Raw genomic sequence first — 18,275 nt, forward strand, 5'->3', positions numbered from 1 at the left:
ATCGACCCGACGACAGGCGGACCCAGAATGGCTGGCATTGCCCAGATCGCGATGTGCACGACCGACCTACCACGCACCATCCGGACCTATGCCGAGGTGCTGGGCTTCGAGAACGGCGGCGGCCGGCCCCGCTGGGGACAGCACGCTGCGCGAGTGCAGGGCCTGCCGACCGGCGACGACACCTACTGCATGATGTGGTGGCTCGTCGGGCGGCAGGGCTTCGTCCAGATCGAGCTCTTCCACCACACAAGCCCGCACCAGCGGCCGCGGCCCACCGACTGGAGTCCGGCCGACCTCGGCTGGACCCGGCTCGGCGTCACCGTCCCCGATCTGGACCTCACCCTGCGCCGCCTGCGACGCGCCGGTCTGCCCACCCTCACCGACCCGGTCGTGGTGAACGGGCTGCGCCGCGTCTGCTTCCGCGAACCGGGGGCCGACGTCGTCGTCGAGCTCATGGAGGAGGCGCCCTCACCCGACGTCGACCCGGTCCGCGCGCCCCGTCCGGCGGTGGCGTACGTCACCGTGTCCGTCACCGACCTCCAGGCCGCACGCACGTACCTGACGGACGCCTTCGGCTGGCGCGAGACGGCACCGATCCACCTGCCCGAACACGAGGCCCTGTGGGGGCTGGCCGGGGCACGCCGGACCTCCGCCGTGCTCCAAGCCGGCGACGTCCTCCTCGAGGTGGTCCAGTACGAGACGCCCGTTCCGCGGCCGGCACCCGCCGGCTCGCTACTCAGTGACCAGGGGATCATGAACGTCGCCCTCGGGTACCGGGATCGTGGGGCGCTGCTGCGAGACCTCGCTACCGCACGGTCCTGGGGAGCCACCGCGACGACGGATCCGCCCGACGTCGCAGGCGGCCTCTACCTGCGCATCGTGGACCAGCTCTCCCTCGAGCTGCTGCTCGTGCCATCGGCGCTCGACGGCGCCTACGGCTTCGAACCGCAGGAGCTCGTCCCGGGGTCCGCCTATGCCGTGGTCCGAACGAGCGAGTACGACGACGTGCCGGACGGCGGGCGCGCGAGGTGACGCACGGGCGATGCGGGTCACCCGCAGGCACCCGGCGCACGTGACCATGGACCGCGCGCGCTCGCACCGGGTTGTGCCGGTCGTCCTGACAGCCGTCTTCGTGGTGCCCGTCGGCGCCACCGGATCCGCGCTCGCGCTGCCACGCATCGCCGACGACCTCGGCGCCGACCCGGTGGGCCTGCAGTGGGTGATCAACGCCTTCAACGTCGCGCTCGCCATCTTCATGCTGCTCGCGGGCCTGTCCGCCGATCGACTCGGTTATCGCCTGACGTTCACCGTCGGTCTGGTGGTCACGCTCGTGTCGTGCGCGCTGGGCAGCCTCGCGCCGACCCTGCTGGTCCTGAATGCCGCGCGGTTCCTGGCCGGCGCCGGCGGCGCGGCCGTCATCGCCGGCGGGGCGGTGATGCTGTCGGCGGTCTTTCCGAGCGGGCCGGGACGCACGCGTGTCTTCGCGCTGCTGGGCTCGACGGTCGGCCTCGGCTTCGCCCTCGGCCCGAGCGTGGCGGGGATTCTCGTCCTCGGCACGGGGTGGCGTGGCGTGTACGCCGTCCTCGCCCTCGTCGCGCTCGGCGCCGTCGCTGCGATTCCGCTGTTCCCCAAAGCTGACCTGACGCGACGCGAACAGCCGCGCCTGCCGCGCCGCGAACACCGGGGACCCGCCTTCTCCGTGGTTGGTAACCGCCGGTTCCTCGCGCTCTCGCTCGCGCCGCTGGCACCGGCCGTGGGCTACGTCACGCTGCTGAGCTACCTGCCGGTGGCGTTGTCCGCCATGTTCGGCATGACCGCCGCCGAGGCGGCTCTCCTCATGTTGCCGATGACGATTCCGGTGCTCGTCGCACCGATGATCGCGGGCCGTCTGGTGCTTCGGGCGCGCCGGATCACCCCGATGGCGCTCATCTACTGCTCCTTCGCGGCGCTTGCCCTCGGCGACCTTGGACTGCTGCTCCTGTATCCCGGGAACGCGCTCGGCTGGGTGATCGGGCCCATGATCCTCGCCGGCATCGGCTACGGGCTCCCGATCGGGCTCGTCGACGCGGAAGCGATCGCGTCGGTGCCCGAGGGCATGAGCGGCGCGGCGGTCGGCCTGCTCAACTTCATCCGCTCGGGAGGCGCTGCGGTCGCCGTCGGCCTCTACGGGGTCGGTATCACCGCACTGCTGCAGCTCTCCCTGCCCGCCGAGACCGCGGCCCAGGTCGCCGCGGGCACACCCGGGCACGCCGCGGCCTACACCGCGGCCCTGCACTCGATGCTGATCGCCGCGGCCAGCGTCACCGCCGTGCTCGGTCTTCTCGTCGCCCGGCTTCACCGAACCCCCGGCAACGGGAGTGTCTGACCGCGCAGCGCGGCCGGTCGGCGGCCGCTAGCCAGCCTCCTGATCGGCGAGGCTCGCCCAGACGCCGGCCAGAGCTCTGAGCTGTTCGTCGTCCAGCCTGCCGAGAAAGAGGCGCTGGATGTCGGCGTGCTGCCGCTTCCACGCCGCGCGCAGCAGCGAGCGCCCCGCTCGCGTGAGCGCTATCTCGTACCCGCGACCGTCGGTGGGCACACGGCGGCGCTCGACCAGACCGCGGCGCTCCAGCCGGTCCGCGAGCCGGGAGAACCCCCCGGTCGACATCATCCGCAGCTCGGCCAGCTCGGTCAGCCGCATCCCGCCCCGTCCGGCCTCCCCCAGCAGCCCGAGCACGCTGTACTCGGCCATGCTGACGCCGAGCGGCGCCAGGTCGGCCTCGATCTCGCGCCAGATGCGCTCGTGGGCGATCAGGAAGCCACGCCACGCCTCGTCCTCAAGCTCGGTGAGCCGTTCGGTTGCCATGGACAAAACCTAGTCCACGCAGGGCTCGCCGGACGGAATAGTTGCTTGCGCAGGAAGGTTGTTGCGAGTGCGGCCACAGTTCGTGGCACCACCGAGAGGACGTAGCGATGGCATTCGAGATCGGCATCATGACCTTCGGCGAGGTCACCCAGGACCCGGTCAGCGGCACCACCCGCACCCCGCATCAGCGCGTCCGGGAGACGATCGAGCTGGCGCGGGTCGCCGACGAGGTCGGCCTGGACGTCTTCGGCATGGGCGAGCACCACCGCACGGACTTCGTCGGCTCCGCGCCGACCATCCTGCTGGCGGCAGCGGCCGAGGCGACGCAGCAGATCAGGCTCGCCAGCGCCGTCACCGTGCTGGGCTCGGAGGATCCGGTGCGCGTCTGGGAGCAGTTCGCCACCATCGACCTCCTCTCCGCGGGGCGTGCGGAGATCATCGCGGGCCGGGGTTCCTACACCGAGTCGTTCCCGCTGTTCGGGTACGACCTCGCGGACTACTCCGAGCTCTTCCGCGAGAAGCTCGACCTGCTGCTCCGCATCCGGGAGAGGAACCCGATCACCTGGACCGGAAGACTCCGCCCTCCCCTCGTGAACGCGGACGTCGCTCCTCGGGCGTACGGGGACACCATCCCGATCTGGGTCGGCGTCGGCGGCTCGCCCGCGTCGGCGGTGAGCACGGGCGCGCTCGGCCTGCCGCTCGCGCTCGCCATCCTGTTCGGCCCGATGGACCTGCACCGCGAGTCGATCGAGCTCTACCGCGCGGCAGCCGAGCAGGCCGGGCACGACCCGTCGGCCCTGCCCGTGAGCATCAGCGTCGGCGGTCACGTGGGCAGCAGCGCGCAACAGGCGCGCGACACCATGTACCCCTACTTCGCCAGGTTCATGATGGAGCACAACCACCAGCGCGGCCGCGGGATGCTGCTGCCACGCGACGCCTTCGAGGCCGGATCCTCCCCCGCCGGCAGCTACATCGTCGGCGACCCGGAGGAGGTCACCGACAAGATCCTCCGCTTCCGCGAGCTGTACGGCCTGACCCGCATCATCATCCAGATGGGCGCGGGCAGCATGCCGCAGCGCGAGCTCCTGGCCGCCGTCGAACGCCTCGGCACCGAGGTCGCCCCAGCCGTCCACAAGGAACTTGGCGACCTGGCATCCGACGACGAGGAGCTCGGCGATGTCTGAGCCCGCGCCGCTCCGTGTGGTCGTCGTCAACGGAAGCCCCAGCGAGCGGTCCAAGACCATGGCCCTGGCCGACGTCGCCGTCCGCACGCTGGAGCGGATGATGCTCCTCGAGGCGCGCCGCGTCGATGTCTACCGCCTCGGCGCCGGCTTCACCGGCGCCGTCGACCGCGAGAGCGTCACCCCCGAGGTCGACGACGAGCTCCGCGCCGCCGAGGAGGCCGACCTGCTCATCGCCGCGACCCCGGTCTTCCGCGGCTCCTACACCGGGCTGTTCAAGCACTTCTTCGACCTGGTCGAGCAGTACGCCCTCGCCAACAAGCCGGTGCTCCTGCTCGCGACCGGCGGCGGCGACCACCACGCGCTCGCCCTCGACCACGCGCTACGGCCGCTCTTCGCGTTCTTCCAGGCCCTGACTCTGCCCGTCGCCATCTACGCCTCCTCCGGCGACTTCGACGGCACCACCCTCCTCAACCCACGCGTCTACAGCCGCATCCAGACCGCCCTCGACGACGCAGCACCTTTGTTACGGCATCGGACGACCGCTGCTTGATCCCGCACGCCGCCGCAGAAACGACGATGCGGAGAACCACGCACGCTACGTACCCAGTACCGGGCGGAACCGACCCATCCGGCAGCCGGTAGCGATCGGCGGTGACTCCAGAGTCCGCGCGACGGAGATGTTGGTTTCCCCTAGCCCCGCACCGACAACCCGTTCTTCGCCGACCTGGAACGGGCCGTGGCCCGCTGCCAATCCCGATCCGGCCGACATCACAACCGCCGTGGCGGCGGCCCTGGTGGACAACACTCACCTCTGGCGGTACGACACACGCAACAGCCCCGAATCTTCCACCCCTACGCGCACAGGCCACGGCCATCGCGACAGCGCTCGGCGGGGACGCCCGATTCGTCGAGCAGACCCACGAACAGGCCCGTCGACGCCTTCCGGGTCGACGCCTTCTGGTGGGCATCGGCGCCGTGGCCCGTGGCACGGCAGTGAACCCTGTTATCTCGTGTGCGTCAGGTGGTGCGGCGGGCTATCGCCTCGAACACGTGCCAGTGTTTCGTGCCGCGCGTGGTCCGGTCCTCGCGGTCCTTCTCCGCCAGGTCGACGACGTCGAGCCCCTCCAGCAGGCGCTCGACGTCGGCGCGGCTGTGGAACGTGAGGCGTCCCGGGGCGATCGACGGGTCGGCGGCCCACGCATCGTTCGGGCCGAACAGTGTGACAGCGAGGTAGCCGCCAGGGACGAGCGCGTCGCGCACTGCCGTCCAGACCCGGTCGAAGTCCGCCGCGGGGACGAACGGCAGGGTGTACGAGGCATGAATCAGTTCCGCGTCCGGTAGCGGCAAGGCATCCTGCACAAAGGAGGGACGGTGGACCAGGGCGGGTCGATCGGCGTCGGGCACGGCGGTCAGGGCGGAGTCGGCGGCGGGCTCGATCGCCGTGACGTGCCAGCCCGCCGTCAGCATCGCCGCGACCTCGATGCCGGCCCCGGCACCGAGGTCGACGGCGGTCCGGCCGTCTCCTGGCCCGGCCAGCGCCAGGGCGCGTCGGCACAGCGGTCGCACGGGCCGGGTGCCCTGGATGGCGTTGTACGCGTTCCAGTGCGCGAGATCAAAGCGCAGTGGGTGGTCGTTCATCAATCCGCCCGCCTCAAGGAACCTGTGCTGCTACTGGATCCGAGCGCTGAGGCTCACGAGCACGTCGTCCGCCGAGGGCATGCTCGCGATCTCCTTCTCTATGGCCTGTGCGTTCTGCCGGTAGCTGGGGTCAGCGAGCACCTCCGCGATGCCGGCGCCGACGTCCGCGAACGATGTGAGCACCATCGCCGCGCCGGCGCGCCCGGCCCGTTCGGCGTTGCTCGGCTGGTCTGCGCCTTGGGGCACCAGGACCATGGGGATGCCGCGGGCGAGGGCAGCCAGTACTGTTCCGGCGCCGCCGACGGAGAGGACGACATCTGTGTCCCGGAGCAGTGATCCCAAGGGCTCGAACCCTACGTACCGCACCCCGTCGTCATCGGGGACCGCAGCGCCTCCCCCGACCGTCGCGACGACGTCAAGCGCCTCCCTGTCGAGCTGAGCGAGGGCACCACGCAGCAGGTCCGGGTGGTTGAAGACCGTGCCGAAGGTCACCAGGACGCGCGGGCGCCCGTCGCGTGGTCGCGCGGGCGACTCGACGCCGGGACGCGTGTGCGGCTCGGGGCGTAGCGCCAGGCGCGAGGCACGCACGGCAGGGTCCGGGCCTTGCAGCGTTTCGGGGCATCGGTCGAGGTAGACCAGTGCGGGCTCCCGGACGAGTCCGCGGTCGGCATAGTGTCGGGCGGTGGCGGACTCCATGGCCGCCGCCTGCTGCGGGAGCAGCCCCACGCTGACGCCGTGCTGGCACCACGGGACCCCGATCGCGGTCGCGACCAGTGGTCCGACGCCGTCGAAGTCGTCCGCGATAATGACGTCCGGGCCCCAGGCCCGGGCAGTGTCGAGAGACTCCTCGATGGCAAGCTCGACGCGCACGTCACCGAACATGTATGCCTCCAGATCGACCGATATCTCGCCGGCCAGAGGGTTGCGACCGGTGCGGCGTTCGACGTCGGCGACGAACTCCGGCCCGCTGGGTCCTGCGGGAAGGTGGTGGACGCCTGGCAGCTCCTGGGCGATCGGGTCGGCCAGGCCGCCGTTCGTCAGCAGCGCGACCTCGTGGCCCTGGGCACGTGCGGCGCGGGCCAGGGCGGCGAACGGTAGGACGTGCCCGAGGGCGGGCACGGCGGAGAACAGGATTCTCACGGGTCTGTTTCCTTTCGATGTTTCCGCGGCCAGGTCGGCCGGTGGTCTTCCAGGCAGGTCAGTCAGCGGACGTCGGCCACTGTTCGGTTCGCGGCGACAGCCCGTGCCATGAGCTGGGAGTCGGCCAGCGTCGAGGGGTGGCGCAGCATGTACGAGACGTCGTTGAACGCCCGCGTGACGGTCCCGTCCACGAGGGTGGCCGCCGTGAGCTGTTCCATGGCCCACCTCTGCTGTCGTACGTCCTGGCCCGGGTCCGTACCGTTCTGCGCGTCGAGGCGAGCGGCGTCGCCCCCGGCCGATACGGTCCAGGCCGCGTCCACGACCACGTCCTGCAGGCGGAAGAACTCCTGGGCGGCCGCGTCGAGATCCGGGCGACCGCCCAGGTAGGCGGCCAGACACGAGGCGTGGAGTGCTGCGGAGGTCATGCCCTGGCCGTAGATCGGGTTGAACGAGGCCACCGCGTCCCCCACGCTGACCAGACGCGCGGGGAAGCGACCGGCTTCGGCGAAGTGGCGCCGTCGGCTGTCGGCCTGGTGGTAGGACTCGACCTCGCCGAGGGCGGCGCCGGTGGTGGCCCTGGCGAAGACCGGGGGCAGCACGGCGCAGGCCGCGCGGAACTCGGCGATCGTCCGGCCGGGACGGCTGTCGCCGTATCCCATCAGCAGGACGATCCACCGCATCCCCTCGATCGGCTGCGCCGCCGCGACAGACACCCCGCCCGACGGATACCCCGGCGTGAAGAGCGCCAGCCCTCCGTGAGACGTCAGATCGTCGAGCGCGACCGGGCGCTCGAAGAGAGCTGTCGCGTAGTTGATGGACGTTTCCAGCCGCTCGAGCTTCGGCTGGTCGTAGCCGCTCTCCTTGAGCCAGCTCGACAACCTGCTCGAGCGGCCCATGGCATCGACGACGAAGTCCGCGTCCAGCTCGCGTGCGCCGCCTGCAGCCTGGTCCGCGACGTAGCGGACGCCGCTGACGGCATCGCCGTGATATCGCAGGCCGGTCGCCCGCCCGCGAAGGACGGTCACGTTGGACCGGGACGTGACCCGGTCCCGGATCAGGGACTCCAGCAGCGGGCGCCCGATGGCGAGTAGGCGGCGGCCCTCGCCGTCCGGCGCCTGCGGCACACCGTTGATGGTGGTGGCTCCCTCGTCGGGCACGAACGACGCGCCCCGATCCTGCGCTTCCTTCGTCACCCCAGGAATCCACCGCTCCACCCACTGCTGGCCCGCAGGGAGCAGCGTGTGCACCTGCCGGCCCTGGGGCACGCCCGGACGTGATCCGGCCTCCGCGAAGAGGTCGTCCGGCTCGATGAGGATGACCTGGCGCGCATACTCGGAGAGCACCCGAGCCGCCAGAAGCCCCGCGACTCCACCACCGATCACGCACGCGGTGTCGAGCAGCGCGGGCGTCCTGCCGGGCGGGGAAGCCTGGACGAGACGTTCGAACAGCGAGGTCGTGGGGTCGGGCATCAGGCTTCTCCGTAGTGGTAGAGGTGACCACCGGCGATCGTGCGCACGGCGTCGAGGATGGATACGAGCGCATCGCGGCAGTCGGTGCTCATCCGTTCGGCGTACCGCCGTTCCCGGGCCAACCCGGTGTCGGCGTCGACCACGACCAGAGCTGAAGCGCAGGTACAAAGGGCTAGGCCGTCGCCACCTCGGCCGGGGCGAAAACGGGTGTGGTGTCGATGACGATCCGCCAGTCGGCGACCACATCGCCCTTCCAGCGCAGGATGTCCACGCACGGAACCGTCACGATGGTTCCGTCGAGCCGCGTGTAGTCGACCTCGATATACGCGACAGTCACGTCGGGTTCCGGGTTCCACAGGTCCTGCACGCGGTGCCGGACACCACCGATCGTCGACCAGAGCTGCGTGCAGGCTGCGCGAACCGCGTCGTACCCCGTAGCTGCCGGTGCGTTGCCGAAGGTGAGGACGATGTCGTTGCTAAGCCCGGCGAGGACGCCCTCGGCATCCTGCGCGTCGAACGCGGCGAAGGTGTCGTCAAGGGTGCGTGCCATGATGTTTCTCCTTGTCAGGTGGGTGGGCTGGGCCGTTGCCGCTATGGCTCGTGGGCCCGGTGATCAGGCCAGTGCCTCGTCCAGCAGCCGGATCGACTTGGCCAGCTCTTCGGCAGACCGGACCGGCAGATGGGACATGGCCGGAGGGTGCGTGACCGCCGACCAGTCGTACGTCTGGGTGACCTCGGTGCGGTCGGCATCGACGGGTGTGAGGCGCCAGACGAAGCGCTGACCGAGCGGCCCCTCGCCTGGAGCACCGGGAGCCCACCCGATGGCCCGGTCCGCCTCGAACACCACCACGCGGTTCTCGGTGACGTAGTTGCCGAACATGTCGTTGTGCATGGCCATCGTGAACCGGTCGCCGACCGCCTTCAGAGGCCCGGTGGTCGTCGCATGCTGGATCGTCCCGCTCGCGTCGATCTCGTGGTGCCTAGGGGGCTCTGCGAGCAGCGCGAACACCCGCGCAGCCGGCGCGGCGACGATCCCGGACACGGTGATCATGGTCTCGCCGTCGTGGCTCACGGGGTCCAGGTAGAACCGCGCCCAGTCGATCCGGTCACCGGCCGTGGTTACGATGACCGGACCACGAAGCAGCGCCGTTCGCCCATCCGGCCGGGTGCCGCGCATCTCCCACTCCGACCAGATCTCCACGCCGTCCTCAGCACGGCGCAGGACCTGGGCCTGCAGGTCGGGCAGCCTCGCGAAGATCTGGGCCCAGTTCTCCTGGACCTGGGAGCTTCCGACAAAGCCCTCGTGCGGTCGCAACGGTCGCTCCGAGACGAAACCCGTCGTGAAGCACCCGGCAACCCGCCCGGGATCGTGTGAGTTGATGGCAGAACACAGGGCGTCCAGGACGCTCTCCGACATAGTGCTTGTCCTCTCCTGACCTGCGCCGCGCGGTCTCTGTTGGGCCGCGAGCCAGGTCGCGCACGGCCACCACCACTTTGGACATTCCGGGCTGCGCAGACCAGGCACGGCGGACCCACAGCGCACCCACAACGAGCTCCGCGCGAGAGTTCCGGGTAACCGTCCGGCCCTCGTCGGATCAGACCCCGGCGCGGCGGCGCAGCTCTCCGGCCCAGCCGACGACGTCCGCCAGTGCCGCGGCCCGGCCGAGCTGGCACGCACGCTCGAAGTCCGCGGCGCCGAGCCCGGTGCGGACGGCCGCCGCGGCGGCACGCACATCAGAGCTCGTCGCTATCTCCACGGCGGCCCGCTCCGCGGCATAGGAGGTCGCGGCGCCGATCAACCGCGCGGCGAGCGCGTGCTCCCCCAGCCCGGCGGCAGTGGTGGCGAGAGGAACCAGGACATACGTCACGGACCAGGCGTTGCCGGAGCAGGCCGCGAGTTCGGTCGCCTCCTGGAGCAGTGCAATCGCCCTGGTCGAAGGGCCGTGCCGGCTTGCTCTGATTCCACAGATCGTGAGCACGGTCGCGAGCTCCAGAGCGTTGCCGTTCTGTCGGGCCACCATCTCGGCCTCGCGATGCAATCTGTCGGCCGCGGCGGTGTCGTTCGAGCGCTCCGCGAGCTGGCCCCGCACCGCGAGCCGGTAGCTGCTCCACCACGAGGTGCCCGCCGCGGTGTTCTCCGCCTCGGCCACGTCCAGCAGCTCCTCGGACAGACCGCGGTCAGACGCGAGGAAATAGGCATGTGTCATGGCGAGCGTGGCCGCCTCCGCCGCTAGGTCGCGGGCGCCGGCACGCCGCGCACAGGCCATAGCCTCGCACGCCAGATCGCGGGCCACCCGGCGATCGACCCCGTGCTGCAACGCGGAACAGGCGATCAGCAGTCGGGCGCGGCCAAGGTCGTCCATCGGCCGGGACCTGAGCTGCGCCGTCCACTCCCGCCCCAGTTGCGCGTAGCCCCGGACGACGAGGAACTGCCAAACCAGCCAGACCAGCTCCACGGCGTCCTCATAGCGTTCGCCGTCGAGCAGCACGGAGAAGGCGAGCCGAAGGTTCCCGACGTCCGCCTCGAGCTGGCGTAGCGCCGACACGTGGCCCGGGCCGCGCAGCTGACCGACCAGCTCACGGCCCTGTTCGAGCATAGCCAGCGCCAGGCCCGACTGCGCGCGGGAGCGGTCCGCGGGGGTCAGCCGGGCAGCCGCGTCCCGGCGGATCGGCTCCAGGATGCGGAACCGCGGGACCCCCTCGACCTCTGGTGCCCGGGCCACCATGGAGTGCTCCAGCAGCTCGCCCAGCGCGGGCAGCACGACGTCGGGATCGTCTGCCCCGACCTGCTGCGCGGCGCTCAGTGAGAAGGTGCCGGTACACACCGACAGACGGGCCAGCACCGTTCGTGTCGGGGCGGTGAGCAGGTCGTGGCTCCACGCGATCGTCGCCGACATGCTCAGCTGGCGGGACGGCAGGTCTCGCGCGGCCGGGACGGGCAGCGAATCCAGGCGCGCGAGCAGGGCGGCCGGGCCGTACAGCGCCGCGGCCGACGCGGCGAGCTCCACTGCGAGCGGCAGACCGTCGGCGTGCTCCACGAGGGCGGCCAGCAACCCGGTACTCGCCTCGTCGTCGAGCACCAGCCCGTCGGCACCAGCCCGGTCCACGAACAGGTCCTTCGCCGCGGACGGCGTCAGCGGGGCGACACGCACCTCCTGCTCGATCCGCAGCCGCAGCCGCGCCCGGCTGGTACCGAGCACGACAAGCTCTGGACAGGACCCGACCAGGACGGCGAGCTGGGCGGCGCTGGACAGCACATGCTCGAGGTTGTCCAGGACCAGCAGCATGCGGCGACCGGCGATGGCCGCGGCCAGCGACTCGGCAGTCTCCTCGACGTTCGACTCGGGCAGGCCGAGTACGTTCGCGATGGTCGGCAGGACGTCCTTCGGCTCGGTGATGTCGGCCAGCTCAACGACCACGACGCCGCCCGGAAACCGGTCGCGGACCCGGTCCGCGACCGCGCGCGCAAGCGTCGTCTTGCCGACGCCGCCCGGCCCGGTCAACGTCACGATCCGCCGATGCGGCGCCTCCAGCGCGGCGGCGACGGCCGCCTCTTCCTCATCCCGGCCGATAAGCGGGAGGCCTGGAACCGCGACGGTCCGACCGCGCGGCACGGACGCGGCCGAGCCGACGTCCTGTGTGCTGCGGATCAGCTCGTCGCGTTGTGCGTCATCCAGACCGAGCGCCTCGGCGAGCGCGCGCACGGTATGCGGGTGCGGCCGCCGCCGTTCACCGCGTTCCAGGAGACCCACCGCCTTCGCCGTCAGCCCAGCCCGGTCGGCGAGCTCAGCCTGCGTCAGGCTCCGAGCAGTTCGGAACTGCCGTAACACGGCTCCGAAATGCATCCAGGGACTCCTCCCGTGGTCGCACCGCTCCTTCAGCGGAACCGGCGATCGTCCCCAGGAACACTAACCTGAGGAACACAACCCGTCCGTCAAACCCTGATCCGGCCGGCAACACCAGACCAGCAGGGTTCAGTGCCGTTGCCGTGGGCCGGCCCGAGCCCGCCTCAGGTGGTGATGTCGAGGCCGTAGCCGATCGCCGCGAGCAGCCGGTCGCGAGAGTCGAGAACGTCCTGGCGCAACCGTGTGAAGTCGTCCATGACGAGCTTTCCCGCCCACTTGCGTGGCCTGCCGGCGACGAACACCGCAACCACGCTGCGCGTGTCGGCACCCAGGACCACGGTCGCCACCGCGTTGTTGAGCGGAAGGTTGTTGGGCTCGCCCGCATCGATGAGGACCAGGTCGGCCTCCTTGCCCGGGGAGATCGACCCCGCCCGATCCCATACGCCGTTCGCCTTCGCCCCCGACGCCGTCGCGAACTCGAGCACGTCACGCACTGCAATCGGGGCCGGGGCGTTCTCGTCACCGTGGAAGCGCCGGTTGCCGGCCTGCATCCGCTGGACGTTCAGCGCCACCCGCATCTGCGTGAACATGTCCGACGACAGCGAGCACTCGACATCGATACTGAAGGCCGGGCGTAACCCGGCGTCCAGCGCCTTCTGAATGGGCGAGATCGACTCAAAGATCCCGAGCTGCTGATCCGAGGTGACGGCCAGCGCAACCTGGCCTCCGGTGTCGGCGATGACCTTCCACGCAGCGTCACCGAGCGTGCCGCCGTGGATCCACGTCAGGTCCGGGCCGAGCACGCCCTCCTCCCCCAACCGTTGGATGTGCGCGGCCGCGCCGGGCCCCTGCGCACCGTCCACAGAGATCCCGAGGCCGAGGTCGCGCGCCTGGCGGATCCTCTCGCCCGACAGCAGGCCATCGCCTTCGAGTGTCGGCAGGGCCTGGGGCATCAGACCGATCCGCATGGTCACCAGCGCGTCGTCCGAGGGGAAGTGCTCGCCCCGCACCCGCGCCAGATCCGTCAGCCAGCTCCCGTCCCAGTCTCCGCCCAGCGGCGGCGCGGAGGCGAACACGCCGCGCGCACCGGACTCCTTCCACGCCGCCACAGCGGCATCGGAGTACTCGGGGGACCGAATGTTGTGGCTGAAGTCGAGCACGCTGGTCACGCCGGTATCGATCGCGCCGACAGCGGCAAGCTTCGTGCCCAGGTAGATGTCCTCGGGTCGATACGCGGGACCGAGGCGCCGGTGCGCCAGCGCGAAGTACTCCATGATTTCCACATCGGCCCAGAGCCGGCGCACCTGGGTCTGCCAGCTGTGCCGGTGAGCGTCGACCATCCCCGGGATCACCACGTGGTCCGATGCGTCGACGACGATGGCCCGATATCGGGCTGCGGTCTCGCTCAGGTCCACCCCCACCGCCTCGATCTTCGGCCCGCGAATCAGGATGTCCCCGGCGGCGAGATCCCCCACCGCCGGATCCATGCTGATGATCGCAGCACCATGAATGAGCACCGGTCGTTCAGGGTCGGAAAGCAGCTCGTCGAGCTTCGGAGTCCCCCGGGACACGACGTATGAACTTGCGATAGCGCTCGTCCTTTCCTGATCCGCACGCCGCGTGGCGTCGATGGTGCCGCGGGGCCGGGTCACGCGCCCACGGCCACCATTTTGGACATTCCGAGCTGGGCGCACCAGGAACGACGAACCCACACTCAGGGAACAATCACCCGAGGACCAGACCGGTGGCTCCTACGCGATCGGCTGCTTCTTACGACACGACGTGTCGACGGGTCCGACGGAACGCCCCGACTGCCTGGACTGCCCACCATGTCGCGACGTACAGCAGCAGCACGACGATCAGCGCGGCTCCGGCACCGGTCGCGCTGGTGGAGAGCGCGCCCTCGATCACGTACCGGACCGCCAGCCCGTCGGCGTCCCAGGACGGAACGGTGTTGGCGACCGCGCCGACGACGGCCACGCCGACCACGACCCCAAGCAGCCGTCGCGCGCGGCCCCGGCCTGCGATACCACGCCCAGGATCGTCGGGCAGGAGGCGGGAACGACGCCGCCACAGGTACACCGCGATGAGCACCAGCCCTCCGACCGTGCTCACGTGCTGCAGCGCCCTGGCCCAGGTGAGGTCGCCGATCAGTACGGAGCTCAGGAAGGGGACGCGCAGCACGGCCCAGCCATCGCCATGCGTGAAGGAGTCCCAGACCAGGTGGGTGGCGATGCCGATCACCACGGACAGCAGCAGCCAGCCTGCACGGCCGATGCGGGCGCTCGCGCTGCTCGGCGATGTCGTCCGAGGCGGGACGGCGTCGGACAGGAGGGACGCCACCGGAGGACGGGCGACCCAGTAGAGCCCGCAAAGCGCCAGCGCGTACGGCAGGCTCACGGTGAACGCTCCGACCAGGCCGTGGGACGTCGTGGCGTTCATGAACGGCTCGTACCAGGACTGCGCGGTCACAGGGATCGGCGTGCTGCGCGCGTAGTACGGCAGGTCCGGCGCGACGGCCCCGGCGACCAGCGCGACGGCGCTGAACGGGTGCCGCAGCAGCGGCAGCACCGCGGCGGGGTGCGAGAGAGTAAACGGCATGCATCGCCCTTCAAGGCTCGTACGGATCTACTCGTACGGATCTACTGGCCAGACCTCAGCCGACGTCGTGCGGGGCCGTTCCTGGGCGGCTGCCCTACACATCGTCGTACCCCATCGTCACGGACAGCCGGGGAGCCACCGGGGCCCTCTGAGCGTTTCCCATCGTCCCGCTCTGGGCTGCGCGTGCCAGCCACAACGGAACCACATCTGGGGAACACCCTCGGCGAGCAGGTGGCGGACGGCGCCAGGCGTGCGGTGCGGCGGTGAAGTGATCTCGACCATCGCCAGAGGGCTGCGGGTAGAGGACTGTCACGCGGTGGCGATCGCGATCATCCGATCGAGGATGCGGGACCCGAGCGAGCGACCCGGTTCGGCCTGGCTCAGGACCGGGTCGAAGGCGCCGCTGGCGAGGCCGGCCAGGGCACTGGCCATCAGGGCGAGGCGGAGCCGTAGTTCTGCCCTGTCCGCGTGGGGCATCGCTCGCGCCAGCCCGTCGATCATGCGGGCGCTCGGCTCGCTCGCGGCTCTCCGGATCTGCACGTCGACGGTGGTGGACGGCGCGGCGAACGTCCGCCCCAGGATCCGGCCGAGGTACTGGTCCTCGTCGGCGCGTGCGATCGCCACCTCGATGAGAGGGCGGCTCCACGCCTCCACCCATTCGGCCGCCGTCGGCGGGTCATTCCGCTGCTCGAGCAGGCCGAGGGCCGCCAGCTGGGCATCCGCGACGCGCCGGGTCGCGGCGTCGACCACGTCGACGACCAGGGCCTCGCGGGAGCCGAAGTGGTACTTCACGGCCGCCACGTTCGCCCCTGCGGCATCACTCACCGCGCGCAGGGTGAGTCCGGACTCGCCGTGCTCGGCCAGCAGCCTCGTCGCCGCCCCGAGGAGGCTGGCGCGGGTCTGCGCGCCCGCCCTGCGGCGGCCGTCGGTCGTGTCTGCTTGCGGCGCCATGACCTCCATCCAAGCACGCGGAATGCGCCGCGTCGGGATGCCACGCCGAGAAGTTCAAACACTTGCTTGATATTTCGCCACACCCGCCGTACGTTTATCAAACAAGCGATTGAATAGTCCTGCGAAGGGTGCATCCATGAGCAACATCGTCGAGGCGTCGGCGAACACGGGCGACTGGCCTCCGAACGGGTTCCGCGCCATGCGCACGAAGGTCAACGGCGTCTCGCTCGCCGCGGCCGTCGGCGGCGCCGGACCGACCATTGTGCTCCTGCACGGGTGGCCGCAGACCGGCCGTGCGTGGCGACACGTGATGCCGGCTCTCGCGCGGCGTCACACCGTCGTGGTGCCCGACCTGCGCGGCACCGGCGCGAGCGAGCTCGCCGTCGGCGGCTACCGCAAGACGAACCAGGCGGAGGATCTCCGCCAGCTCCTGACACACCTGGGACTGAGTGGCCCGTCCACCGTCGTAGGCCACGACATCGGCGCGATGGTTGCGTTCGCCTGGGCGGCCAAGCATCCGGACGACGTCGGCGAGCTGGTCATTCTGGACGCGATCCTGCCGGGCTTCGGTCTCGAGGAAGCCATGGACGTCGCCCGCGGTGGGATGTGGCACTTCGGCTTCTTCGGTGCACCGTTCCCCACGCCCGAGATGCTGCTCGACGGGCACGAGCTCGAGTTCGTGCGCAGCACCTTCCAGATGATGAGCTCGCCCGGCACCTTCACCGAGGACGACCTGACGTACTACGCGCACGCCTACTCGGGACGCGACCGGCTCCGCGGAGGCTTCGAGCACTACCGCACGCTCCTGGACGACGGGCGGGAGAACCGTGAGCTGCTGCGCTCCCCGCTGCCGATGCCTGTCCTCGTCGTCGCCGCAGGTGCCGGGCGACCCGAGGCAGACCCGAGCGGACCGCTCCGCGAGGTGGCGAGCGATCTGCGCGGGGCACGGGCCCCGAGCGGCCACTTCATCGCCGAAGAAGCACCCGACTGGCTCGTCAGCCAGCTGGACCACGAGGCCTAGGCCATGCTCACCATCAGCGCTCACACGAGAGGAACCACCATGTCCGCCTACGTCGTCTTCACCCTCGAAGAGATGATCGACCCCGACGCGATGCAGGAATACGCGACCAACATCGACCCCATCGTGAAGTCGTTCGGCGGCACGTACCTCGTCGCCCGCGGTACCACGACGACTCTCGAGGGAAGCTGGGACCCTGGGGTCATGGCTCTGATCGAGTTCCCGTCCACACAGCGCATGCTGGACTTCTATGAGTCCGAGATGTACCGGCCGTGGCGCGACCTGCGCCATCGCTCCGCGAAGACGTCGATCGTCATTGCGGAGGGCTGAGCGGCAGACCAGCCGCGGCACCGTCTCCATGGCACTGCAAGTCCACCGGGCTCGCGCACGCTCCGGACCTCGATCTGGGCCGCGTCACGAATCCCGAGAACGACTTGGCGTACTCCTCGGGCTGCCCTGACCCACCCGCCAGGTCATGCATCAGAACGAGTACCTCTCCCCCCGGCCGTAGGCCGGGGGAAGTCGAGCTCCCGCCACTCGTCGTCGCTGGGTGCGTAGAAACGCAGACGCTGCTCCCAGGGATCCGAACGACTGTGGCACGTCTCCGCCCGGATCACGAGCAGCGCAGCCAGGGCCAGCGTGGCCAAATCGGCCCCGAACCGGAACCGCTCACACCGCACCCACTCAGACTGTCCTTCGCCGTCCGGCCGATCCGCTGACACCCCTCCAAGGCGCGAACCCAACCGGCCCCGAACCCGTCCCGGCCAGGTCCGGGCCGACAAGGCCTACTCCTCCCGCGCGATCCGCGCCATCTGCGCAACCGCGGGATCGTCGCGGACATCCCCGAACCAGCCGACCAGGCCAGGCATCGCAAACGATGAGGCTCCCACGGTGGCCCCCTGCCCCTGGACACCGTCGACCACCACGGCCGTCCTTCTTCGCCCTGCTGCAGAAGAACGTCCTGGACCGGCGCCGCTGGACCACCCGCGAACAGCTGCGCATCGCGATCGTGACCTGGATCGAACGGACCTACCACCAACACCGACACCAGGCACGCCTGGGACGTTTGACCCGATCGAGTACGAAGCCACCCTGACCACTCAGGTCGCACTCGCCGCCTGACAAATCCCTGTCACCTATCCGTACAGCAGTCCCGCTGACGCGAGCCGCCAGCTAAAGGGTGTCCGCGCCTTGGTCAAATGCAGCCCTGTGTCGTTCGACTTCGGGGAGGTGGTCGGCGGTCCAAGCGCGCAGGATCGAGAAGGGCTCCTCAAGCGTGCGACCCAGCGGCGTGATCCGGTACTCCACCGCAATAGGGCTTTGCGTCAGTACCCGGCGCTCGACGAGCCCGTTACGTTCCAACCGTCGCAGTGCCTGCGTCAGCGATTTCTGAGTGACCCCATCGAGCTCTCTCTTGAGCTCGTTGAAGCGTCGCGGCTGCTGGCACAACGCGACCAGCAGCAGTTGACCCCACTTGTCCAGCAACTGATCCAGGAGCTCGCGCTGCGTGCCGACGATGGTCTCGTGACCGGCCCGGTCTTCGCGGATACCAGGTTTCGTTGAAGTGCCTGACATGTACCCGGTATA

The 18,275-nt window shown here is 70.2% G+C and carries 18 protein-coding genes and 1 pseudogene; 7 read left to right on the forward strand and 12 right to left on the reverse strand.

Translation table 11 applies throughout. From position 1 onward, the window contains the following. Positions 1–27 precede the first annotated feature (27 nt). Both AC0QU1_RS15515 and AC0QU1_RS15520 read left to right on the forward strand, forming a co-directional pair. Entirely contained in the window at positions 28–1,032 is a 1,005-nt protein-coding gene (locus AC0QU1_RS15515) for a VOC family protein (RefSeq protein ID WP_483570509.1), read from the forward strand. A gap of 46 nt (positions 1,033–1,078) precedes the next feature. Continuing rightward, positions 1,079–2,365 (forward strand): MFS transporter, encoded by a 1,287-nt coding sequence (locus tag AC0QU1_RS15520; protein ID WP_483576706.1) that lies wholly within the window; start codon positions 1,079–1,081, stop codon positions 2,363–2,365. Positions 2,366–2,392: 27 nt separating this feature from the next. On the opposite strand, the gene AC0QU1_RS15525 is transcribed toward AC0QU1_RS15520, so the two are convergent. Beyond that, complete coding sequence (locus AC0QU1_RS15525) at positions 2,393–2,842, reverse strand: MarR family winged helix-turn-helix transcriptional regulator (protein ID WP_483570510.1); 450 nt, start codon at positions 2,840–2,842, stop codon at positions 2,393–2,395. A gap of 107 nt (positions 2,843–2,949) precedes the next feature. Here AC0QU1_RS15525 and AC0QU1_RS15530 point away from each other — a divergent pair, with 107 nt between their 5' ends. Both AC0QU1_RS15530 and AC0QU1_RS15535 read left to right on the forward strand, forming a co-directional pair. Then, positions 2,950–4,026 (forward strand): LLM class flavin-dependent oxidoreductase, encoded by a 1,077-nt coding sequence (locus AC0QU1_RS15530; RefSeq protein WP_483570511.1) that lies wholly within the window; start codon positions 2,950–2,952, stop codon positions 4,024–4,026. Beyond that, entirely contained in the window at positions 4,019–4,576 is a 558-nt protein-coding gene (locus AC0QU1_RS15535; RefSeq protein ID WP_483570512.1) for an NAD(P)H-dependent oxidoreductase, read from the forward strand. The genes AC0QU1_RS15530 and AC0QU1_RS15535 overlap by 8 nt, the downstream gene beginning before the upstream one ends. 467 nt (positions 4,577–5,043) lie before the next feature. Here AC0QU1_RS15535 and AC0QU1_RS15540 read toward each other — a convergent pair whose 3' ends face one another. The 10 genes from AC0QU1_RS15540 to AC0QU1_RS15585 all read right to left on the reverse strand — a co-directional run bounded on the left by AC0QU1_RS15540 (position 5,044) and on the right by AC0QU1_RS15585 (position 15,670). Beyond that, positions 5,044–5,664, reverse strand: coding sequence for a class I SAM-dependent methyltransferase (locus AC0QU1_RS15540; protein ID WP_483570513.1), 621 nt, complete (start codon positions 5,662–5,664; stop codon positions 5,044–5,046). Positions 5,665–5,694: 30 nt separating this feature from the next. Further along, the gene (locus AC0QU1_RS15545; RefSeq protein ID WP_483570514.1) at positions 5,695–6,804 is read right to left on the reverse strand and encodes a glycosyltransferase; all 1,110 of its coding nucleotides are present in this window, start codon (positions 6,802–6,804) and stop codon (positions 5,695–5,697) included. 62 nt (positions 6,805–6,866) lie between these two features. Beyond that, positions 6,867–8,273, reverse strand: coding sequence for an FAD-dependent oxidoreductase (locus tag AC0QU1_RS15550; protein WP_483570515.1), 1,407 nt, complete (start codon positions 8,271–8,273; stop codon positions 6,867–6,869). After that, positions 8,273–8,416, reverse strand: a complete 144-nt coding sequence (locus AC0QU1_RS15555) for a hypothetical protein (protein WP_483570516.1) — start codon at positions 8,414–8,416, stop codon at positions 8,273–8,275. Before AC0QU1_RS15555 ends, AC0QU1_RS15550 begins: the two co-directional genes overlap by 1 nt. A gap of 29 nt (positions 8,417–8,445) precedes the next feature. Next, positions 8,446–8,823, reverse strand: coding sequence for a nuclear transport factor 2 family protein (locus AC0QU1_RS15560; RefSeq protein ID WP_483570517.1), 378 nt, complete (start codon positions 8,821–8,823; stop codon positions 8,446–8,448). 63 nt (positions 8,824–8,886) lie between these two features. Then, entirely contained in the window at positions 8,887–9,690 is an 804-nt protein-coding gene (locus AC0QU1_RS15565; RefSeq protein ID WP_483570519.1) for a nuclear transport factor 2 family protein, read from the reverse strand. A 178-nt stretch (positions 9,691–9,868) separates the two neighbouring features. After that, positions 9,869–12,118: an ATP-binding protein gene (locus AC0QU1_RS15570; RefSeq protein ID WP_483570520.1), complete on the reverse strand. Its 2,250-nt coding sequence runs from the start codon at positions 12,116–12,118 to the stop codon at positions 9,869–9,871. A gap of 164 nt (positions 12,119–12,282) precedes the next feature. Continuing rightward, a complete protein-coding gene (locus AC0QU1_RS15575) occupies positions 12,283–13,770 on the reverse strand; it encodes an amidohydrolase family protein (protein WP_483570522.1) in 1,488 nt (495 codons plus the stop codon). Positions 13,771–13,888: 118 nt separating this feature from the next. Further along, complete coding sequence (locus AC0QU1_RS15580; RefSeq protein WP_483570524.1) at positions 13,889–14,719, reverse strand: DUF4184 family protein; 831 nt, start codon at positions 14,717–14,719, stop codon at positions 13,889–13,891. Positions 14,720–15,028: 309 nt separating this feature from the next. Continuing rightward, positions 15,029–15,670 (reverse strand): TetR family transcriptional regulator, encoded by a 642-nt coding sequence (locus AC0QU1_RS15585; RefSeq protein ID WP_483570525.1) that lies wholly within the window; start codon positions 15,668–15,670, stop codon positions 15,029–15,031. A gap of 136 nt (positions 15,671–15,806) precedes the next feature. On the opposite strand from AC0QU1_RS15585, the gene AC0QU1_RS15590 reads away from it, so the two are divergent. From AC0QU1_RS15590 to AC0QU1_RS15600, 3 genes and pseudogenes are all read left to right on the forward strand, one after another. Next, positions 15,807–16,691 carry an alpha/beta hydrolase gene (locus AC0QU1_RS15590; RefSeq protein ID WP_483570526.1) on the forward strand — a complete coding sequence of 295 codons (885 nt, stop codon included), beginning with the start codon at positions 15,807–15,809 and terminating at the stop codon, positions 16,689–16,691. A gap of 39 nt (positions 16,692–16,730) precedes the next feature. Beyond that, a complete protein-coding gene (locus AC0QU1_RS15595) occupies positions 16,731–17,018 on the forward strand; it encodes a DUF1330 domain-containing protein (protein WP_483570527.1) in 288 nt (95 codons plus the stop codon). A 601-nt stretch (positions 17,019–17,619) separates the two neighbouring features. Continuing rightward, a pseudogene (locus AC0QU1_RS15600) lies at positions 17,620–17,810 on the forward strand (IS3 family transposase); the annotation flags it as partial. Between the two features lie 51 nt (positions 17,811–17,861). On the opposite strand, the gene AC0QU1_RS15605 reads toward AC0QU1_RS15600, so the two are convergent. Further along, positions 17,862–18,263 carry a winged helix-turn-helix transcriptional regulator gene (locus tag AC0QU1_RS15605; protein ID WP_483570529.1) on the reverse strand — a complete coding sequence of 134 codons (402 nt, stop codon included), beginning with the start codon at positions 18,261–18,263 and terminating at the stop codon, positions 17,862–17,864. Between the last annotated feature and the right edge of the window lie 12 nt (positions 18,264–18,275).

It is taken from the genome of Promicromonospora noduliphila (genome assembly GCF_056951025.1).